The following is a 17003-nucleotide window of genomic DNA, read 5'->3' as shown; positions in this document are numbered from 1 at the left end:
CGCTGGCCTGAGCCGGCCACAGTGGAAAAACAGCCATAGATCAAGGCGATGGACGCCGCCGAATCAGATGGGTATCATGCGTGCGCGTTGCACTCGTAGCTCAGCTGGATAGAGTACTGCCCTCCGAAGGCAGGGGTCGTGGGTTCGAATCCCGCCGAGTGCGCCATCTCTGAAAGCCCTGGGATCACTCCCGGGGCTTTTTCATTTGTGCGACATGTCGCATTTCTGGCACTCCCGTGCCATGGGTCATTGGTGTTAGCGTGGGTCCCTTCCCGTTCCAGACGGGTACCCAACAACAATGATTCGCGAAGGAATGCGTGCCCATGCACCTGAAAAAGCTCACCTCCACCGCCCTGCTGCTGGCCAGCATCGGCCTTTTCACGCAACCGGCCCAAGCTAACCTCTCCCAGCAACAGTCCGCGGCCATTGTCAAAGCGTTCGACGGCAGCAACCCGACCGACTTCAAGCAATTCCTCGGCAAACTGAAAGGCAGCGACCTGGCCAAGGCCGACAACCTTGCTGCCACCCTCGACGCCTACCTGGCCGGCAAGCCGCTCGCAGACGAACAACAGAACGAAATCAACCGTCTGCTCGGCCTGTACACCCGCATCAAGTACGCCAAGGCCGCCACGGAAAACCTGCGCGAACTGGTGGCCATTCCCACCTTCAGTGTCGACGGCGTGCCGCAGCACGAAAACCCAGAATTCCTGAAGATCGCCGACAAGATCAAGGCCCTGGCCGAGAGCTTCGGCCTGGCCTTCCGCAACGTCGACAACCGCGTCTACGAGATTACGCTGGGCGAAGGCAAGGAAGTGGTCGGCATCCATGCCCACGCTGACGTGGTGCCGGTCAACCCGGTCAACTGGAAGCTGGCCGACGGCACCCGCCTCGACCCGTTCAAGGTCACCCTGGTCGGCGACCGCATGTACGGCCGTGGCACCGAGGATGACAAGAACGGCATCATCGTCGCGCTGTATGCGCTGAAAGTGGCCAAGGACGAAAACCTGCCCCTGGCCCGGCAGTTCAAGCTGCTGATCGACACCACCGAAGAAACCAGCGGCGACGCCATCCCCTATTACTTCGAGCGCAACCCTACGCCCGACTACAACCTGGCACTCGATGGCGGCTACCCGGTGGTGATTGCCGAAAAAGGCTACGGCACGGTCATGGCCAGCTTCAGCAAGCGCCCGGCCACGGGCAAGGGCGCGGAAATCGTCAACCTGACCGGCGGCTTGGCGACCAACCAGATTCCGACCACGTCGGTGGCGACCCTGGTGGCGGATAACCCAGCGGAACTGGCCAAGCGCCTGGAGAAGGCCGGTGCCGACTACGTGAAGCGCAATGGCAACGATTTCAGCATCGACGCCAAGGTAAACGGCAGCAACGTGTTGCTCACCGTGACCGGCGTTTCCGCCCACTCCTCGGAGCCAGAGTCCGGCGTAAACCCGGTGGCGCGCATGCTCGACTTCCTCAAAGGCCTGGGGCAGCAAGTGCCGCTCAAGCACAACCACTTCACCGATGCCGCCCGCTACGCCGCCGACAACTGGGGCCTGGACTACCTGGGCAAGAAACTGGAGATCGGCTTCGAAGACACGTTCATGGGCCCACTGACCACCTCGCTGACCTTCGTCGGCGTGGATGCCAAGGGCCTGAAGCTGGCCGTGAACCTGCGCATCCCCAAAGGCAAGCCACTGGCCACGCTCAAGGACCAACTGGCCGACAAGCTGGGCAAATGGACCCGCCAGAGCCACACCTCGGTGGCCTTCGACTACAGCCTCGACGAGCCGATGTTCCGCAACCCTGAAGGCGAATGGGTCAAGGCGCTGCTCGATGTGGCCAGCGAAAACCTGGGCATGAAGCACGAGTTCGGCACCTCGGCCGGCGCCACCTCGGTGCACGACCTGCCCAACGGCGTGCAGTTCGGCCTGGCCATGCCGGATGTGAAGTACACGGGGCACAACGACAACGAGTTCAAAACCGTGGAGCAATTCATGCTAGACCTGCAAGTGGTGAGCGAGATGGTGGCGCGGATCGGGCAGATGCCGAAGCTTTGAGGCCGGGACAGGAAACGAGCATGACGTTTTTCAATCGACTCCATGCCGTTTCCTGCATTGCCGTGCAGGCTGGCGTGCCGGATGCTTTATTTACTCAAAGCGCTCGTCTTTTCCACCCGCAGAGGCCCGTATGAAGACCGTCGAACAAATCCTCAAGACCAAGTCCCAGCACCAGGCCGTGTACACCATCGGCCCGGATGACTCGGTGCTCGACGCCCTGAAACTGCTGGCGGAGAAAAACGTCGGTGCCCTGCCGGTCGTCGAAAACGACCAGGTGGTGGGAATCGTCAGTGAACGCGATTATGCGCGCAAGCTGGTGCTCAAGGGCCGCTCCTCGGCCGCCACGCCAGTGCGCGAGATCATGAGCGCGCCAGTGATCACCGTGGAGCCGAAGAAGAACCTGGATTACTGCATGCAGCAAATGACCGACCGCCACCTGCGTCACCTGCCCGTCGTCGAAAACGGCAAGCTGCTCGGGCTGCTGTCGATTGGTGACCTGGTGAAGGAAACCATCGCCGAGCAGGCCAGCCTGATCAAGCAACTGGAGCAGTACATCCGCGGCGAATAATGGCGCCTCAGTGGTAGGCGCGCTCCAGTTCGTCCAGCTGATGGTCGAAACTGCGCAGGCGCGCCGACCAGGTGTACACCAGTACCTCCAGGTCACGATTGAGCACGGCGGTATTGCCATGGCCGTTGCTCGACGGTTCGCACAGGTCCAGCTGATAACGCTCGCGCGCCATGGCCGTGGCCACGCTGGACAGGTCGCGGGCGTTGGCCAGCCAGTGATGGTGATGGTCGTGAATTTCCCGGTCGAGCGCCCGGCACTGGCGTTTCAATGCATCCAGGCTCTGCTCCAGCGGGGTGCCCTTGAGCTCGCCCATCACCTCCTCGAAGGTGCGCCCGGAATGCCAGTAGCTGCCCCAGAAGTAGCGATCGAACACCGTTTCGACGCGGCGTAGCGCGACCTTGGTGTTCCAGATGGTCAGCAAGGTTCGCCCCTGAATCACTTCGCGCTTGTTCAGGCGCAACTGCTGCCAGGCAATCCAGGTCAGCGCCACCAGCACGACCGCGCCGGTGACGGCGGCGGCAGCGTAGAGGAACTGTATCGCCTGGTTCATCTGCTGGGTGTGGCGGATGCCGTAGAAGTAACCGGCCGTCAGGGTGCCCAGGATCGTCACGGAGCACCAGAAACCTGATGCGTAGGGATCTTTCATCACGCTATCCCCTCTTGTTTTCCCTGAGCATAGCAACGGCCAATCACTCGTCAGGTGCCGCTCGGCACTTTATTTTCGGGGGCGCCGCAGCGCTTCGTTGAGTTGATCGAAAGGCACCGCCCAATCGGCATCTTCAATGATGCTTTCCTTCAGGAAGGTGCGCTGGGAGTCGGTCCAGAACGGTGCATCCACCAGTTTGGTCTCGTTCTTCAACGGTGAATGGCTGGTGATGAACTGGTCAATGCTCTGCGCATCGTCGGGCAGGCCCAGTTGCTTGAACAGCTCGGCGAATGGATGGGTCGGTGCGTCCATGGTTCCTCCTGTGTGCCGGGCTGGCCGTCCACGACGCCGGCCCGGCATTGGCTTGAGAACATCAGCACAGCTCGCGTACTTCGGCTTGCGGTACAAGTTTCAGGTACTGCTCCATGCTCATGTGGATCAGGTGATCGTGGTCACCCGCCTCCAGGTAGACATCGCCCTGGCGGGTAAGACTCGAATCGAGCAGCATCTTTATCTGATAGGCGTCACCCATTGCCGGGATGGCACCCCTTTCGCAATCGCCGAACAGCATCGGCAAGGCGCTTTCGCGGGTCAGTTGCCAGGCGCCAGACATGCGCACCTTGCTCATGTCCATGTGCCGGTTGGCCGGTAGCACGGCCATGATGTAGTTGCCATGTCGGTCGTCGAGCATGACCGACTTGGCCACCCGCTCGGCAGGTACGCCAGCCGTGCGCGCCGACTCCAGGCTGGTGGCCGAGTGTGGGTGGGGAATGATGTCGTAATCGCAGTTGGCCTGGTCCAGGCGCTGCTGCAGGGTCTTGGCCATACGCATGATGCACCTCCGGTTTCGCCCCCCAACTTCCAATTTTAGGCCTTGGGCCGGCAGGCATGGCTAAACTTCAAACAGAGAGGTCAACGAGGTGACGACAGGTGTTCACTCGATGTTGCCGCTGCTTGCTGCTGTTGCTACTGCTGTTTGGCCTTGCTCCGGCCAGCCAGGCAGCGCCCGGCAGTGTCTGGGTGCTGGGCATCGATGACGCCATCGGCCCGGCCAGCGCCGACTACCTGATTCGCAACCTCGAACAGGCCAAGGCCCAGGGTGCCCAGTTGGTGGTGCTGCGCCTGGACACCCCCGGCGGGCTGGACAGCGCCATGCGCCAGATGATCAAGGCGATTCTCGCAAGCCCGGTGCCTGTCGCCAGCTACGTTGCCCCCAGCGGCGCCCGTGCTGCCAGCGCCGGCACCTACATCCTGTATGCCAGCCATGTCGCCGCCATGGCCCCAGGGACCAACCTCGGCGCCGCCACGCCCGTGCAGATCGGTGGCTCACCCGGGGTGCCGAAGGACGACAAGGCCAAGCCCGGCGACGACGAACAGACCCTGGCCCGCAAGCAGGTCAATGATGCCGCTGCCTACATCCGCGGCCTGGCCCAGCTGCGCGGGCGCAACGCCGACTGGGCGGAACAGGCGGTGCGCGAGTCGGTCAGCCTGTCAGCCAGCGAGGCGCTGCGCCTGAAGGTGATCGACCAGGTGGCCAACGACCTGCCCGACCTGATGCGCCAGCTCGACGGCAAGACGCTGGTCGCCGCTGGCCAGCCGCAGCTCCTGCAAACCCGGGATGCTGCACTGATCGAGCATCTGCCGGACTGGCGTACGCGCCTGCTGGCCGTCATCACCAACCCCAGCGTGGCGCTGATCCTGATCATGATCGGGGTCTACGGCCTGCTGTTCGAGTTCATGAACCCCGGCTCGGCACTGGGCGGCGTGGTCGGCGGCATCTGCCTGCTGCTGGCACTGTATGCCCTGCAGCTGCTACCGGTGAGCTTCGCCGGTGTCGCGCTGATCCTGCTCGGCATCGCCTTCATGATCGCCGAAGCATTCCTGCCCAGTTTTGGTGTGGTCGGTTTTGGCGGCATCGTCGCCTTTGTGGTCGGCGCCGTAATCCTGATCGACACCGACGCACCGGGTTTCGGCATCCCGCTGGTGCTGATCGGCACCCTCGCCGTGCTCTCGGCGCTGCTGATCGGCGGTGTGCTGGGCATGGCCATCAAAGCGCGACGACGGGCGCTGGTCAGCGGTGACGCCGGCCTGGTCGGCAGCCTGGTGACGGTCACCCAGGTGATCGCGGACAACCCGTTCTGCGGTTCGGTCCAGGCCCAGGGCGAACAATGGCAAGTCCAGTGCGACACGCCGCTGCAGACCGGGCAGAACGTTCGGGTCATGGCACGCCATGGCGTGATGCTGGAAGTGAGCGCCGCCGCGCCCGCGGCGCAAGGAGACTGACGATGTTCATGCAAGTGGGTTTCGGTGCCGTGCTGATCGTGCTGGCCATGCTGTTGCTGTCGGCATTCCGCATCCTGCGCGAGTACGAGCGTGGCGTGGTGTTCCAGTTGGGGCGCTTCTGGCAGGTCAAGGGGCCGGGGCTGATCCTGCTGATTCCGGTCATCCAGCAGATGGTCCGGGTCGACCTGCGCACCGTGGTGCTGGATGTGCCGCCACAGGATGTAATCACCCGCGACAACGTGTCGGTGAAGGTCAATGCGGTGCTGTATTTCCGTGTGCTCGACCCGCAGAAGGCAATCATCCAGGTCGAGGACTTCCTCGTCGCCACCAGCCAGCTGGCGCAGACCACCTTGCGTGCGGTGCTGGGCAAGCACGAGCTGGACGAACTGCTGGCCGAGCGCGAGCAGCTGAATCTGGACATCCGCCAGGTACTGGACGCACAGACCGATGCCTGGGGCATCAAGGTCGCCAATGTCGAGATCAAGCATGTCGACCTCAACGAATCGATGGTCCGCGCCATCGCCCGTCAGGCGGAGGCCGAACGGGAACGGCGGGCCAAGGTGATCCATGCCGAGGGCGAGCTGCAGGCGTCGGAGAAGCTGATGCAGGCCGCGCAGATGCTCAGCAAGGAGCCTGGGGCGATGCAGCTGCGCTACATGCAGACACTGGGGACGATTGCCGGGGACAAGAGCTCGACCATTGTATTTCCGCTGCCGGTCGATTTGCTCAAGGGATTGGTGGACAAGCAGAAATGACCGGGGCTGCAACGCAGCCCCGATATTCGATCAGATCGGCGCCCGGCGCAGCGTGGCGAGGAAGGTCGCCGCGCCAATGAACAACCCGGCAAAGGTGCGGTTCAGGCGCTTTTGCTGCTTGGGCGTGCGCAGCAGGCGCAACACCCGCGAAGCCAGGCCGGTGTAACCCGCCATCACCAGCATGTCGACGCAGATCATGGTCACGGTGATCGCGATGTACTGTGGCAGCAGCGGCGCGTGCGGGTTGATGAACTGCGGCAGTACCGCCAGCATGAACACCAGCGCCTTGGGGTTGCTGACGTTGACCAGGAAGCCACGGAACACCAGGCTCAACGGCTTGCCGATCGGGCGCACGCCCGATTCATCGGTCATGTCCATGGGCAGGGCACGCCATTGCTTGTAGGCCAGGTAGACCAGGTAGCCAACGCCGAACCACTTGATGATCTGGAAGGCAGTGGCAGAAGCAGCAAGGATGGCGCCGACGCCGGCGGCAATGATGGCGATCTGCACGATCAGGCCCAATTGCAGGCCCAGGGCATTCCAGTATCCACGCCAGAAACCGTACTGTAGCCCGCTGGACATCGAGGCAATCGCCCCGGCACCCGGCGACAGGCTGATTACCCAGCACGCGGCAAAGAAGCCCAACCACACTTCCATCGACATCACACACCTCGCTCAACAATTGTTGCAAAACATTAAGCTAAGGCGTTGGCGAAAAAATAACCAGCAAATTCTGCGGACATCTATCGCCTGTACTGGCCCCTGTAGGAGCGGGCTTGTCCCGCGAAGAGGCCAGCACTGACAACAACAATGGATCAGGACAACGCCTCAAGCTCAGCCTGCATGCTCTCCAGGGTTTCCAGAGCCTCCATCCAGGCCTCCTCCAACTCACCCTCACGCTGCTTCAACTTGGTCTGCCGAGCCAGCAGATCGCGCAATTCATCCTTGCGCGCCGCCTCGTACACCCCCCCGTCACCCAGCGCAGTCTCGATCTCGGCCAGCTGCGCATGCACTTGGTTGAGTTCGGTCTCCAGCTTGTCGGCCGCCTTCTTGTGCGGTGCCAACTGCTGACGCAAGGCCGCCGCCGCCTGACGCTGGGCCTTTTTGTCGGTCTTGTCCGGATTGGCCGGGGCGTTGCTGGCCGGCGCACTGCGCTGGCGGTACTCGACCAGCCAGCGGCTGTAGTCGTCGAGGTCACCATCGAAGGTCTCGACCTTGCCATCAGCCACCAGCAGGAAGTCGTCAGTGGTGCTCTTGAGCAGGTGACGGTCGTGGGAAACCACCACCACGGCACCGGCAAACTCCTGCAGGGCCATGGTCAGCGCCAGACGCATTTCCAGGTCGAGGTGGTTGGTCGGTTCGTCGAGCAGCAGCAGGTTCGGCCGCTCCCAGGCAATCAGCGCCAGGGCCAGGCGGGCCTTCTCGCCACCGGAGAAGTTCACCACCGGCTCGTCGACACGGTCGCCATGGAAGTCGAAGCCGCCGAGGAAGTCACGCAGGGTCTGCTCGCGTTCGGTCGGCGCGATACGTTGCAGGTGCAAGAGCGGGCTGGCCTTGTCGTCCAGCGAGTCGAGCTGGTGCTGGGCGAAGTAGCCGACGGCCAGGTTCTCACCACGCACCAGGCGGCCCGACAGCGGCTCGAGCTCACCGGCGAGGTTCTTGATCAGGGTCGACTTGCCGGCGCCGTTGGGGCCGAGCAGGCCGATGCGTGCACCCGGGACCAGCTGCAGCTTGACCTTGTCGAGGATCGCCTTGTCGCCATAGCCCAGGCGGCCTTCGGACAGGCTCAGCAGCGGGCTGGAGATTTTTTGCGATTCGCGGAAGACGAAGTCGAACGGCGAATCCACATGCGCCGCCGACAGCTCTTCCATGCGTTCCAGGGCCTTGATCCGGCTCTGCGCCTGGCGGGCCTTGGTGGCCTGCGCCTTGAAGCGGGCGATGTACTTTTCCATGTGCGCGCGCTGCGCCTGCTGCTTCTCGTAGGCCTGTTGCTGCTGCGCCAGGCGTTCGGCACGGGTGCGCTCGAAGGCGGTGTAACCACCCTTGTACAGGTTGAGCTTGCGCTGCTCGACGTGGAGCACATGGTCGACCACGGCATCGAGGAAATCGCGGTCGTGGGAGATCAGCAACAGCGTGCCCGGGTAACCCTTGAGCCAGTCTTCCAGCCACAGGATCGCATCGAGGTCGAGGTGGTTGGTCGGCTCGTCGAGCAGCAGCAGGTCGGACGGGCACATCAATGCCTGGGCCAGGTTCAGGCGCATCCGCCAGCCACCGGAGAAGTCACCGACGCGGCGGTCCATCTGCTCGTTGGTGAAGCCCAGGCCCGCCAGCAATTTACGGGCGCGGGCATCGGCGGTGTAGCCGTCGGCAACTTCCAGCTCACTGTGCAGGCGCGCCAGGGCGGTGCCGTCATGGGCCTGTTCGGCCACGGCCAGTTCGGCCTGGACCTTGCGCAGGCGGGCGTCACCGTCGAGCACGTAGTCCACGGCCAGGCGGTCGAGGGTATCGACTTCCTGACGCATGTGGGCAATGCGCCAGTCGCCGGGCAGCTGGCAATCGCCGGCATCGGGCGACAGCTCGCCGCGCAGCAGGGCGAACAGGCTGGATTTTCCGGCACCGTTGGCGCCGATCAGGCCGGCCTTGTGACCGGCGTGCAGGGTCATCTCGGCGCCTTCTAGCAAGCGCTGCGGACCACGCTGTAAAGTGAGGTTGGATAGTCTGATCATAGTGGTCGCGGAGTCTACCAGCTTCCTCGGCCCGCAGCGTGAGTGGAATCATGTACACCGACCTGTGGAATCACGCCCTGGCGCTGTATGCCCGCCCGGGAGTCGAAACGGCTTGCCTGGACGTTCAGGCGATAGGGGGCGACGTCTGCCTGCTGCTGTGCGCAACCTGGCTGCAGGCGCGTGCCGTCAGCTTCAATGAAGAGCGCGCCCAGGCATTGCGTGCGATTGCCGGGCCGTGGCAACACGATGTGGTGGCGCCGTTACGCAGCCTGCGCCAGCAATGGCGCACGCCCGCGCAGCACGATCCACACCTGGCTGCATTGCGTGAGCAAGTGAAGGGTCTGGAGTTACAGGCGGAGAAGCAGTTGCTGCAACGGCTGGAAGCCTGTGCACAACAATGGCCCACGGGCTCGCATGAGCCCACGGGCGATTGGCTGGACCAGCTGGCACCGGACCAAGCCCGTGACCACGACGCGCTGGTTGGCTTGCGCGTCGCGGCCGCAGCGCTTCAGGAGGCCGAAGACGGCGTCTGAGCTGGGGTGCTGGCGGGTGCCGAGGGAGCGGCTGGAGCTGCCGAGTTGGTTGCTGGCGCACTGGCGGCTGGAGTAGCCGGTTTTGCTTCGGCAGGTTTGGCAGCGACGGCTTTCGCAGAGGCCTTGGCTGCAGGTCTTGCTGCTGGCTTGGCGGCGGCAGGTTTGGCCGGAGCTTTGGCAGCAGCAGGTTTGGTTGCTGGCTTGGCTGGAGCTTTGGCAGCAGCAGCAGGTTTGACTGCTGGCTTGGCTGGAGCCTTGGCGGCTGCAGGTTTGCCAGCTGGCTTGGCGGCAGCGGTTCTGGCCGGGGCCTTGGCTGCTGCAGGCTTGGCGGCCACTGGCTTGGCAGGAGCCTTGGCAGCGGCAGGTTTAGCGGCTGGCTTGGCGGCGGCAGTTCTGGCCGGGGCTTTGGCTGCTGCAGGCTTGGCGGCCGCTGGTCTGGCTGCAGGCTTGGCAGCAGCAGCTTTCGCGGATGGCTTGGCGGCAGGCTTGGCTGCGGCGGCGCGGGCTGGGGCCTTGGTTGCAGCCGGCTTGGCCGGGGCCTTGGCGGCAGGCTTGGCGGCGCTGCGGGCCGGTGCCTTGGCAGCAACCGGTTTCGCGGTCTTGGCAGCCACTGCACGCTGATCGAGTGCCTTGCCAGCGGCCTCACGGACCTTGCCGACACCTTGAGCCAGTTTCAGGCTTTCTTGGGCATCGCGCTTGAGTTGCTGAATATAGGTACGCGTCTGGGTCTGACGCTCCTTGAGCGAGTCGAGCAATGCTTCAAGTTCACCAATAACCTTTTGTGCCTTGTTCTGCGCCTTGGCTTTGCCTGCCTTGGCCGAATCCTGCAACTTCAGGCGACCGTTGTGCAGTTTTTCCTGGGCTTTGCCGCGCTGCTTTTCCAACTTGGCCAGCAATTTCTCCGCATCAGCCAGCGCTTGCGAGCAGGCCTCTTCCAAGTGTTCGAGCAGGCTGCCCGAAAGTTGCTGGAGCAGGTGTAACGGCGTATTTACTGGCTTCTTTTTAGCCGACATGGTTTACCTCCTGGCTGACGAGATTGCGGCTCATACTATGCTTCTGCTGCTACCGCCGCTAGGGCATGTTGACAGTATTGATGGCGCCGCGTTGCATGCCTGGGCAAAGTTGTTATCTTGCAGCTCCGTGCAAGTGTAGTTGCTTAACAAAACGTTGCTGATATTTACACATGTCGGGGCAACAACGCTGGCATACTTCCCAGCTTATCGAGCTGGAGTTAGACATGCCGCGTTATCTTGCTTTCGGCCTGTGCCTGATGGCGCCGTTCGCCCTGGCCGCCAACGATACCGCCTCTGCCAACGATCAAGACCTGGCCTACAGCCTCGGCGCCAGCCTGGGCGAGCGCCTTCGTCAAGAAGTGCCCGGCCTGCAACTGGATGCGCTGGTCGAAGGCCTGCGCCAGTCCTATCAGGGCCAGCCATTGAAACTCGACAAGGCGCGAATGGAGGCCATTCTCCAGCAGCACGAGGAGCAAGCCGGCGCCGCCGCCGAACAAGCGGAAGTGACCAAGCTGCAGGCCGTGGAAACGCGCTTCATGGCCAACGAGCGGGCCCGTGCCGGGGTGCACGAGTTGCCGGAAGGCATACTGTACAGTGAGCTGAAAGCGGGTAATGGCGCGCAACCCAAAGCCGGCGGCAAGGTGCAGGTGCGCTATGTCGGCAAGCTGCCGGATGGTTCGGTGTTCGACCAGAACCAACAACCACAGTGGTTCAGCCTGGACTCGGTGATCGAGGGCTGGCAAGTAGCGCTGCCACACATGAAGGCGGGTTCGACCTGGCGCCTGGTGATCCCCTCGGCACAGGCCTACGGTGCCGAGGGCGCAGGTGACCTGATCGCGCCCTACACGCCGCTGGTGTTCGAAATCGAGTTACTGGCGGTCGGCGACTGACGCCGACCTTCAGGCTTCGACCGCGCCCTCTTCCTTGTGCGCGTTATGCAGCACCTCGATCAGGCAGTCTTCGAGCTCGAAGCGTTCGTGCAGCAGGCCGCCCAGCTTGCCGAGCTTTTCGGCGAAACGTGCAGGATCCTTGCACTCGCCCTTGTCGCAATGGTCATTGAAGGCCAAAGCAAACTGAGTGCTTTCATCAATGCGCGGATTGATCTGCGTGGCCAGTTCCAGGCCTCGCGTATCGCCGAACGCTTTCGCTTCACTGACCAGTTGCTCGCTGACTTCGAAATGCCACGCCGAAACGTAGTCGACAAGTAGCGTGCAAAAGTCGCCGTTCGTGTCCTTGTCGGCAAAGGCCGGCTTGGCGTCGCGCAAGGTGCGGAAAGCCTGAACCAGCTCCTCGCGTTCCTCGAGCCAACGGTCGATCAGCTTGTGAACCCCACCCCAGCGTTCCTGGGCGTTCTGACAACTATCGAGCATGGCGATCTCTTCCCTTCTGGGTAGATGCCGCTGCACCTCGCACCACGACCGTGCAGCACAAAGGTGACATCAGCAGGACGGCATCGAGCAGTTGTGTTTTCAGTATGCGTGCTGGGAGATTATTCCCGCGCGTGCTTAGCATCAAGGTACGCAGCGGACAAAGTTCATACAAGTGTTTAATACCCTGATGCACCACCACTGGTCGCGCGAAGTGAGCGGAAACGACACACCAGCAGCCCGCTCAAGGGCAGCGCGGCCAACAGCAGAAACGCCAGCAGGCTCCACTCCGGCAATGTCAGGTCGAGAAAGCTCCAGGTCAGCGAGCTGCAATCGGGACCGCCCAGCAATAGTTGCCGCGCAGCTTCACGCCAGGACTGTTCGAACATGTGCCCGATGGGTAAAGGGCACAGATGGCCTGCATCACTCGCGCCCTGCAACCACACATGCCGTGCCGCCAGCAAGGCACCACTGGCCGCGCACAGCAGCCCTGCTCGCGCATAACGCCGTACCCCGGCAATACCAGGCGAATGCAACGCCGCACTAAGGCAGACAAGTGCATACAAGGCCAGCAGTATCCGCTGGCTGAAACACAGCAGGCAAGGCACAAGCCCAACGGCACTCTCGAGATAGAAGGACGCGCCCAGCACTGCCAGCGATGCAAGGCATGCCGGAATGAAAAGCGTGCGCAGACTGGCCATCGGCATGGGAAGAACAGCCCCGGGAAGTTGAAGTGGCTTGGAACGGTAGAGGAAAGGCCGGGCTTGTTTCAAGGCACTACGGGAGTGACAAGTCGCTGTATTGCAGGGAAAGTCTCCATTCAAGCTGTAGGAAACTTCCGAAGAAGAGACTGCAGATAAAACTTTTAACGCAGAACTAGTTACCAAGCCCATGAGCCCGCGCCTCTACGCGGGCTCATGGAAGGCTCAGGCGCGTACGCTCTCTGGCAGCGGCAGTGCCAGAAGACGCTCGTCGAGCAGGCCCAGCCCTTCCTCGAACAGCTGATTGCTGCGTTCGGTTTCGCCCAGGCTGGCCAGCAAGCGCGCGAGTTCGGCGCAGGCTTCCGGATTACGCTCCATGCGCAGACTGCTTTCGAGATAGTCGCGCGCCTTGCCCCACAGACGGTTCTGCAGGCTAAGGCGACCGAGTGTAAGCAACAGGCTCGGGTCTTCTGGGTGGGCCTTCAGCCAACCTTCGGCGGTTTGCAGCTGACGCGCCGGGTCATCACCGCGCACGAGGCCGTACAGGCGAGCCAGGTGGCTTTCGTACTCACGCTTGAGCGCGCTGCGCAGTACCTGCTCGGCTTCGCCCTGGGCACCCACCTGGCGCAGCTGTTCGGCATAGGCCAGCACCAGTTGCGGCTCCTGGCGCTGGGCTGCGGTCAGCTGCTGCCAGGCGCGCTCCAGCGCCTGCCGGGCACTTTGCACATCCTCGCCACGGGTGGTCGCCAGGCCAAGGTTCTGGCCCCAAGCGCGCTTCTCCAACGCCGCCAGCTCATCAGCCGGCAACACCTTGCCCTTGCGCAGGTCTGGCATCAGGCGGATCAGCGCCGGCCAGTCGCCGCGCTCCAGGTGCAGACGCTGCAACAAGCGCAGGACCTGGGTGTTATGGGGATGCCGCTCCTGCATGGCCAGCAGCGTCTCCAGCGCGGCATCACGCTCGCCACGGTCCATCTGCAATTGCGCATGGGTCAGGGCAATGGCCAGCTCGGCCTGCGGCTGACGCTCCAGGGCACGCTCCAGCAGGTTGTCGCTGTCTTCCTTACGCCCCTGCTCATTGGCGGCTCGGGCAGCGCCGAGGTAATACAACAGCGGCTGGCGCTCGGCCTCGGCGGCACGATGCAAGTGGCGCTGGGCACTGGCCCAGCGGCCCTCGGCCAGGTCCAGCTGGCCCTGCTCGATGGCGATCCGCACGCGTCGGCTGCGGTTGCGCCGCGACCATGGGTTGACCACGCCACTGGAGGTCAGCACCAGGCCAACCAGGTAACGCAGCAGCAACAGCAAAACGACCACCGCAGCCAGCGCTCCGAGCGCCGCCCACAATCCGGACTGGTAACGGAAACCGCCGTAGGCGATCAGCACGTAACCACTGTGCTTGGCTACCGCGATGCCCAAGGCTGCAGCAATCACGATCGCCAGTACGGCCAGCAGGTAGACACGCTTCATGGCTTGCCCCCTTCTGCCTCGGCTGGCAGATGGCGACGCTGGATGTACGCCTGCACCGCCGCCAGGCTTTCGCTCAGGTCCGGCGTCACTACCGAGACGGGCTGTTCAGCCAGCGCGTTGAGGCTGTCGAGCATCGCCTTGCTTTGCGGGTTGTCGGCATTGAAGTTGGCCAGCAGCACGCTGCGGGCATCATCCAGGGCCTGGCTGTAGACCTTGGCCTCACCATTGAGCGCAGCCCACTGCGCCTGTTCGATGGTCAGGCTCAGGGCCAGGCGCAGCTGGTTCAGCTGTTGGCCGGCCAGCAACGGCCGCACGTTGTCGTCAGCGTTGAAGTCGATCTGGAAGTACTTGGAGATTTCTGCCCACCACTGCGACAGGCGACTGGCCCCATCACCCTCGGCAGTCAGTGCACCGAGCGCATCGGCGTTGCTGGCGAACTCGGGCGACTGGGCGCTGAGTTCCTGAACCAGTTCACGCTGGGCGGCGAGCTTGAGGAACAGACCAGTGCGGTCCGGCTGCTGGGTGCTGTTGAGCGTGGCCAGGCTGCGCGCCAGTTGCTCGCGGGCAGCAAAGGCGCCCGGGTCGCTCTGTTCGCGGAGGATTTCGTCGGCCCCTTCGACCAGTGCCTTGGCGCTGGTGATGTCCTGCAGCGCCGACAAGCGCAGGGTAGCAAGGCGCAGCAGGTGTTCGGCCTCGGCCAGGCGCCACTCCTTGCGGCTTTCGCCAAGTGCGGTTTCCAGACGCTGGCTGAGACGCTGCTGGTCGCCTTGCAGCTGCGCCACCAGGCGGCGGCGGTCTTCCAGCTCGCTGGCTGCCGGCAGGCTGGCCAGTTGTGCACTGATCTGCTGCTCACGCTGCTGCAGTGCAGAGGCGCGCTGGTTGAGGGCTTCGAGGTGCTGGCCCTGGTTCACTGCACTGCCTTGCAGCTGCCGCACCTGCCAGACACCCCAACCCCCTACTGCGACCCCGGCCGCACCCAGCAACAGCGCCAGCACGGCCAGACCACTGCCAGAGCGCTTTACAGGCTTGTCGGTGACGGGTTGCGCCGGCGCTTGCGCCGACGGCTGATCATTGTTGGACAAGACAGTTTCGCTCACGTATCCATCCTTTGCATGGGGGCGCCTCGCGCTAGTGCGAAGCGCCTTGAGAGGCAGGTGCAGCGCTGCGCTGCACGGCTGCCAGCAAGGCCGTGGCACTCGCGCCACGGCAATCCACAACCTGTTGGGCCCCGGCGGCCCTGGCCTGTTCCGCGACCCGCGGACTGGGTACGAACAAAGGCAGGCTCGCCACTCGCGGCCAGTCGGCAGCGGCCATCTGCTGCAAATGTTCAAGACCCTGCCCACTGCTGACCACCAGGCCATTGAGGCGTTCCGCTTCTATGCGGCGCATCAGCGTGCCCGCCGGGTACTCCGGCAGACAGCGGCGATACAGTTCCAGATATTCGACACTAGCACCTTGCTCTGCAAGACGCTCGGCCAGCAGTTCGCGACCTCCGACGCCACGCACGATCAGCACGCGCGCTCCAGGCGCCGCAATAGCCTGGCGCAGGGCTGGGAGTGCGAGCAAGGCCTCGCTGTCGTCACCCAGCCCGGGAAATGTCACCTGAAGCCCCGCGCCCTGCAACACCGCCGCCGTTGCCTCGCCCACGGTAAACCAGCCTGCAGACGGTGCTTGCAGGCCAGCGCGCTGCAGCTGCTCAAGCAGCAGTCGGGCCGCCGGCTTGCTGACCACGATGATCGCCTGGCACTGCGCCAGCCCGGCCAGCTGTTGACGCTGCCCGTCAGCCACAGCGACGGGCTCGATGGCCAACAACGGCAGGCAACTGCTGGCCACACCGGCGGCGGCCAGGCTCTGCGCCAATGCCGCGCAGTCATCGATAGGCCGGGTCAGCAGCAGGCGCCAAGGGCTCACGGATGCCCGGCCTCGCCGTAGACTTCCTTGAGAATGGCTTCGGCGCCCTGGCCCAGCAGGGCTTCGGCAACCTGCACGCCCAAGGCTTCGGCATCCTTACGTGGTGCGCGCGCATCCGCCACCAGCAGGGTACCGCCACTTGGCTGGCCAACCAGGCCGCGCAGCCACAGCTGATTGCCTTCGAGCACCGCATAGCAGGCGATCGGCACCTGGCAGCCACCATTGAGGCGCTTGTTCAAGGCACGCTCGGCGACTACGCGGTCGGCAGTATCTGCATGGTGCAGCGGAGCCAGCAGCGCATGGATTTTGCTGTCGGCGCTGCGGCACTCGATGCCCACCGCGCCTTGGCCACCAGCTGGCAGGCTGTCGTCGACGCTGATGGTATCGGTGATACGGTCCTCGAAGCCCAGGCGAATCAGGCCCGCAGCGGCGAGGATGATGGCGTCGTATTCGCCGGCATCGAGCTTGGCCAGGCGGGTGTTGACGTTGCCGCGCAGGAAGTGGATTTTCAGGTCCGGCCGGCGTGCCAGCAGCTGAGCCTGGCGGCGCAGGCTGGAGGTGCCGACGATGCTGCCGGCCGGTAGGGCGTCGAGGCTGGCGAAGGTATTGGAGACGAAGGCATCGCGCGGGTCTTCGCGCTCGCAGATGCAGTACAGGCCCAGGCCTTCGGGGAAGTCCATGGGCACGTCCTTCATCGAATGCACGGCGATGTCGGCTTCGTTGTCCAGCAGCGCTGTTTCCAATTCTTTGACGAACAGCCCCTTGCCGCCGATCTTCGCCAGCGGTGCATCAAGCAGCTTGTCGCCGCGGCTGACCATGGGTACCAGGGTCACCAGCAGACCGGGGTGGGCCTGCTCGAGGCGGGCTTTGACGTATTCGGCCTGCCATAGGGCCAAGGCACTTTTACGGGTGGCAATGCGGATTTCGCGAGTGGACATGGAACGCCCCGATCCAGAGAAATGCCGCTGATGATAACAGCATC

18 protein-coding genes and 1 tRNA gene are annotated in these 17003 nt (G+C 63.6%); 7 read left to right on the top strand and 12 right to left on the bottom strand.

Annotated features, from left to right (window positions below; genetic code table 11):
• The first annotated feature begins 89 nt into the window (after positions 1–89).
• The 3 genes from C2H86_RS12970 (at position 90) to C2H86_RS12960 (ending at position 2622) form a co-directional block, all read left to right on the top strand.
• Positions 90–166, top strand: a tRNA-Arg gene (locus C2H86_RS12970).
• 157 nt (positions 167–323) lie between these two features.
• A complete protein-coding gene (locus tag C2H86_RS12965) occupies positions 324–2054 on the top strand; it encodes a dipeptidase (protein WP_159412818.1) in 1731 nt (576 codons plus the stop codon).
• A gap of 130 nt (positions 2055–2184) precedes the next feature.
• Positions 2185–2622: a CBS domain-containing protein gene (locus C2H86_RS12960; RefSeq protein WP_159412817.1), complete on the top strand. Its 438-nt coding sequence runs from the start codon at positions 2185–2187 to the stop codon at positions 2620–2622.
• A 7-nt stretch (positions 2623–2629) separates the two neighbouring features.
• Here the strand turns inward: C2H86_RS12960 and C2H86_RS12955 are convergent, their stop codons facing one another.
• From C2H86_RS12955 to C2H86_RS12945, 3 genes are all read right to left on the bottom strand, one after another.
• Complete coding sequence (locus C2H86_RS12955; RefSeq protein ID WP_159412816.1) at positions 2630–3268, bottom strand: NADH:ubiquinone oxidoreductase subunit N; 639 nt, start codon at positions 3266–3268, stop codon at positions 2630–2632.
• Between the two features lie 69 nt (positions 3269–3337).
• Positions 3338–3580, bottom strand: a complete 243-nt coding sequence (locus tag C2H86_RS12950) for a DUF2789 domain-containing protein (RefSeq protein ID WP_110637904.1) — start codon at positions 3578–3580, stop codon at positions 3338–3340.
• A gap of 61 nt (positions 3581–3641) precedes the next feature.
• Positions 3642–4100 (bottom strand): aminoacyl-tRNA deacylase, encoded by a 459-nt coding sequence (locus C2H86_RS12945; protein WP_027916942.1) that lies wholly within the window; start codon positions 4098–4100, stop codon positions 3642–3644.
• A gap of 98 nt (positions 4101–4198) precedes the next feature.
• Between C2H86_RS12945 and C2H86_RS12940 the strand changes: the two genes are divergently transcribed.
• Positions 4199–5551 (top strand): NfeD family protein, encoded by a 1353-nt coding sequence (locus tag C2H86_RS12940; RefSeq protein WP_159412815.1) that lies wholly within the window; start codon positions 4199–4201, stop codon positions 5549–5551.
• 2 nt (positions 5552–5553) lie between these two features.
• Entirely contained in the window at positions 5554–6306 is a 753-nt protein-coding gene (locus tag C2H86_RS12935) for a slipin family protein (RefSeq protein ID WP_060507606.1), read from the top strand.
• A 30-nt stretch (positions 6307–6336) separates the two neighbouring features.
• Here the strand turns inward: C2H86_RS12935 and C2H86_RS12930 are convergent, their stop codons facing one another.
• Both C2H86_RS12930 and C2H86_RS12925 read right to left on the bottom strand, forming a co-directional pair.
• On the bottom strand, positions 6337–6969 hold the full coding sequence (locus C2H86_RS12930; RefSeq protein ID WP_159412814.1) for a LysE family transporter: 633 nt from the start codon (positions 6967–6969) through the stop codon (positions 6337–6339).
• A gap of 152 nt (positions 6970–7121) precedes the next feature.
• Positions 7122–9032, bottom strand: a complete 1911-nt coding sequence (locus tag C2H86_RS12925) for an ATP-binding cassette domain-containing protein (RefSeq protein ID WP_159412813.1) — start codon at positions 9030–9032, stop codon at positions 7122–7124.
• Between the two features lie 50 nt (positions 9033–9082).
• Between C2H86_RS12925 and C2H86_RS12920 the strand changes: the two genes are divergently transcribed.
• A complete protein-coding gene (locus C2H86_RS12920) occupies positions 9083–9565 on the top strand; it encodes a TIGR02444 family protein (RefSeq protein ID WP_159412812.1) in 483 nt (160 codons plus the stop codon).
• Here the strand turns inward: C2H86_RS12920 and C2H86_RS12915 are convergent.
• Entirely contained in the window at positions 9541–10578 is a 1038-nt protein-coding gene (locus tag C2H86_RS12915; RefSeq protein ID WP_159412811.1) for an AlgP family protein, read from the bottom strand. The genes C2H86_RS12920 and C2H86_RS12915 overlap by 25 nt on opposite strands.
• A gap of 224 nt (positions 10579–10802) precedes the next feature.
• Here C2H86_RS12915 and C2H86_RS12910 point away from each other — a divergent pair, with 224 nt between their 5' ends.
• The gene (locus C2H86_RS12910; RefSeq protein ID WP_159412810.1) at positions 10803–11468 is read left to right on the top strand and encodes an FKBP-type peptidyl-prolyl cis-trans isomerase; all 666 of its coding nucleotides are present in this window, start codon (positions 10803–10805) and stop codon (positions 11466–11468) included.
• 9 nt (positions 11469–11477) lie between these two features.
• Here C2H86_RS12910 and rsd read toward each other — a convergent pair whose 3' ends face one another.
• The 6 genes from rsd to hemC all read right to left on the bottom strand — a co-directional run bounded on the left by rsd (position 11478) and on the right by hemC (position 16959).
• Positions 11478–11948 carry a sigma D regulator gene (gene rsd / locus C2H86_RS12905; RefSeq protein ID WP_103448542.1) on the bottom strand — a complete coding sequence of 157 codons (471 nt, stop codon included), beginning with the start codon at positions 11946–11948 and terminating at the stop codon, positions 11478–11480.
• Between the two features lie 176 nt (positions 11949–12124).
• The gene (locus C2H86_RS12900; protein WP_159413091.1) at positions 12125–12652 is read right to left on the bottom strand and encodes a disulfide bond formation protein B; all 528 of its coding nucleotides are present in this window, start codon (positions 12650–12652) and stop codon (positions 12125–12127) included.
• A 219-nt stretch (positions 12653–12871) separates the two neighbouring features.
• Positions 12872–14110, bottom strand: coding sequence for a heme biosynthesis HemY N-terminal domain-containing protein (locus C2H86_RS12895; protein ID WP_159412809.1), 1239 nt, complete (start codon positions 14108–14110; stop codon positions 12872–12874).
• The gene (locus C2H86_RS12890; protein ID WP_159412808.1) at positions 14107–15207 is read right to left on the bottom strand and encodes a uroporphyrinogen-III C-methyltransferase; all 1101 of its coding nucleotides are present in this window, start codon (positions 15205–15207) and stop codon (positions 14107–14109) included. The genes C2H86_RS12895 and C2H86_RS12890 overlap by 4 nt, the downstream gene beginning before the upstream one ends.
• Before the next feature lie 31 nt (positions 15208–15238).
• The gene (locus tag C2H86_RS12885) at positions 15239–16021 is read right to left on the bottom strand and encodes a uroporphyrinogen-III synthase (RefSeq protein WP_159412807.1); all 783 of its coding nucleotides are present in this window, start codon (positions 16019–16021) and stop codon (positions 15239–15241) included.
• Complete coding sequence (gene hemC, locus C2H86_RS12880; protein WP_159412806.1) at positions 16018–16959, bottom strand: hydroxymethylbilane synthase; 942 nt, start codon at positions 16957–16959, stop codon at positions 16018–16020. The genes C2H86_RS12885 and hemC overlap by 4 nt, the downstream gene beginning before the upstream one ends.
• Positions 16960–17003: the final 44 nt, after the last annotated feature.

This window comes from Pseudomonas putida (assembly GCF_009883635.2).
Classification (GTDB): domain Bacteria; phylum Pseudomonadota; class Gammaproteobacteria; order Pseudomonadales; family Pseudomonadaceae; genus Aquipseudomonas; species Aquipseudomonas putida_W.
The sequence above is the reverse complement of the archived record's forward strand: the minus strand, read 5'-3'. Positions and strand labels throughout refer to the sequence as shown.

Excerpts from the sequence above, each read along its gene's own strand:
- C2H86_RS12965 (WP_159412818.1), top strand. The coding sequence starts at position 324 with ATGCACCTGAAAAAGCTCACCTCCACCGCCCTGCTGCTGGCCAGCATC.
- C2H86_RS12960 (WP_159412817.1), top strand. The coding sequence starts at position 2,185 with ATGAAGACCGTCGAACAAATCCTCAAGACCAAGTCCCAGCACCAGGCC.
- C2H86_RS12955 (WP_159412816.1), bottom strand. The coding sequence starts at position 3,268 with ATGAAAGATCCCTACGCATCAGGTTTCTGGTGCTCCGTGACGATCCTG.
- C2H86_RS12950 (WP_110637904.1), bottom strand. The coding sequence starts at position 3,580 with ATGGACGCACCGACCCATCCATTCGCCGAGCTGTTCAAGCAACTGGGC.
- C2H86_RS12945 (WP_027916942.1), bottom strand. The coding sequence starts at position 4,100 with ATGCGTATGGCCAAGACCCTGCAGCAGCGCCTGGACCAGGCCAACTGC.
- C2H86_RS12935 (WP_060507606.1), top strand. The coding sequence starts at position 5,554 with ATGTTCATGCAAGTGGGTTTCGGTGCCGTGCTGATCGTGCTGGCCATG.
- C2H86_RS12930 (WP_159412814.1), bottom strand. The coding sequence starts at position 6,969 with ATGTCGATGGAAGTGTGGTTGGGCTTCTTTGCCGCGTGCTGGGTAATC.
- C2H86_RS12925 (WP_159412813.1), bottom strand. The coding sequence starts at position 9,032 with ATGATCAGACTATCCAACCTCACTTTACAGCGTGGTCCGCAGCGCTTG.
- C2H86_RS12920 (WP_159412812.1), top strand. The coding sequence starts at position 9,083 with ATGTACACCGACCTGTGGAATCACGCCCTGGCGCTGTATGCCCGCCCG.
- C2H86_RS12915 (WP_159412811.1), bottom strand. The coding sequence starts at position 10,578 with ATGTCGGCTAAAAAGAAGCCAGTAAATACGCCGTTACACCTGCTCCAG.
- C2H86_RS12910 (WP_159412810.1), top strand. The coding sequence starts at position 10,803 with ATGCCGCGTTATCTTGCTTTCGGCCTGTGCCTGATGGCGCCGTTCGCC.
- rsd (WP_103448542.1), bottom strand. The coding sequence starts at position 11,948 with ATGCTCGATAGTTGTCAGAACGCCCAGGAACGCTGGGGTGGGGTTCAC.
- C2H86_RS12900 (WP_159413091.1), bottom strand. The coding sequence starts at position 12,652 with ATGCCGATGGCCAGTCTGCGCACGCTTTTCATTCCGGCATGCCTTGCA.
- C2H86_RS12895 (WP_159412809.1), bottom strand. The coding sequence starts at position 14,110 with ATGAAGCGTGTCTACCTGCTGGCCGTACTGGCGATCGTGATTGCTGCA.
- hemC (WP_159412806.1), bottom strand. The coding sequence starts at position 16,959 with ATGTCCACTCGCGAAATCCGCATTGCCACCCGTAAAAGTGCCTTGGCC.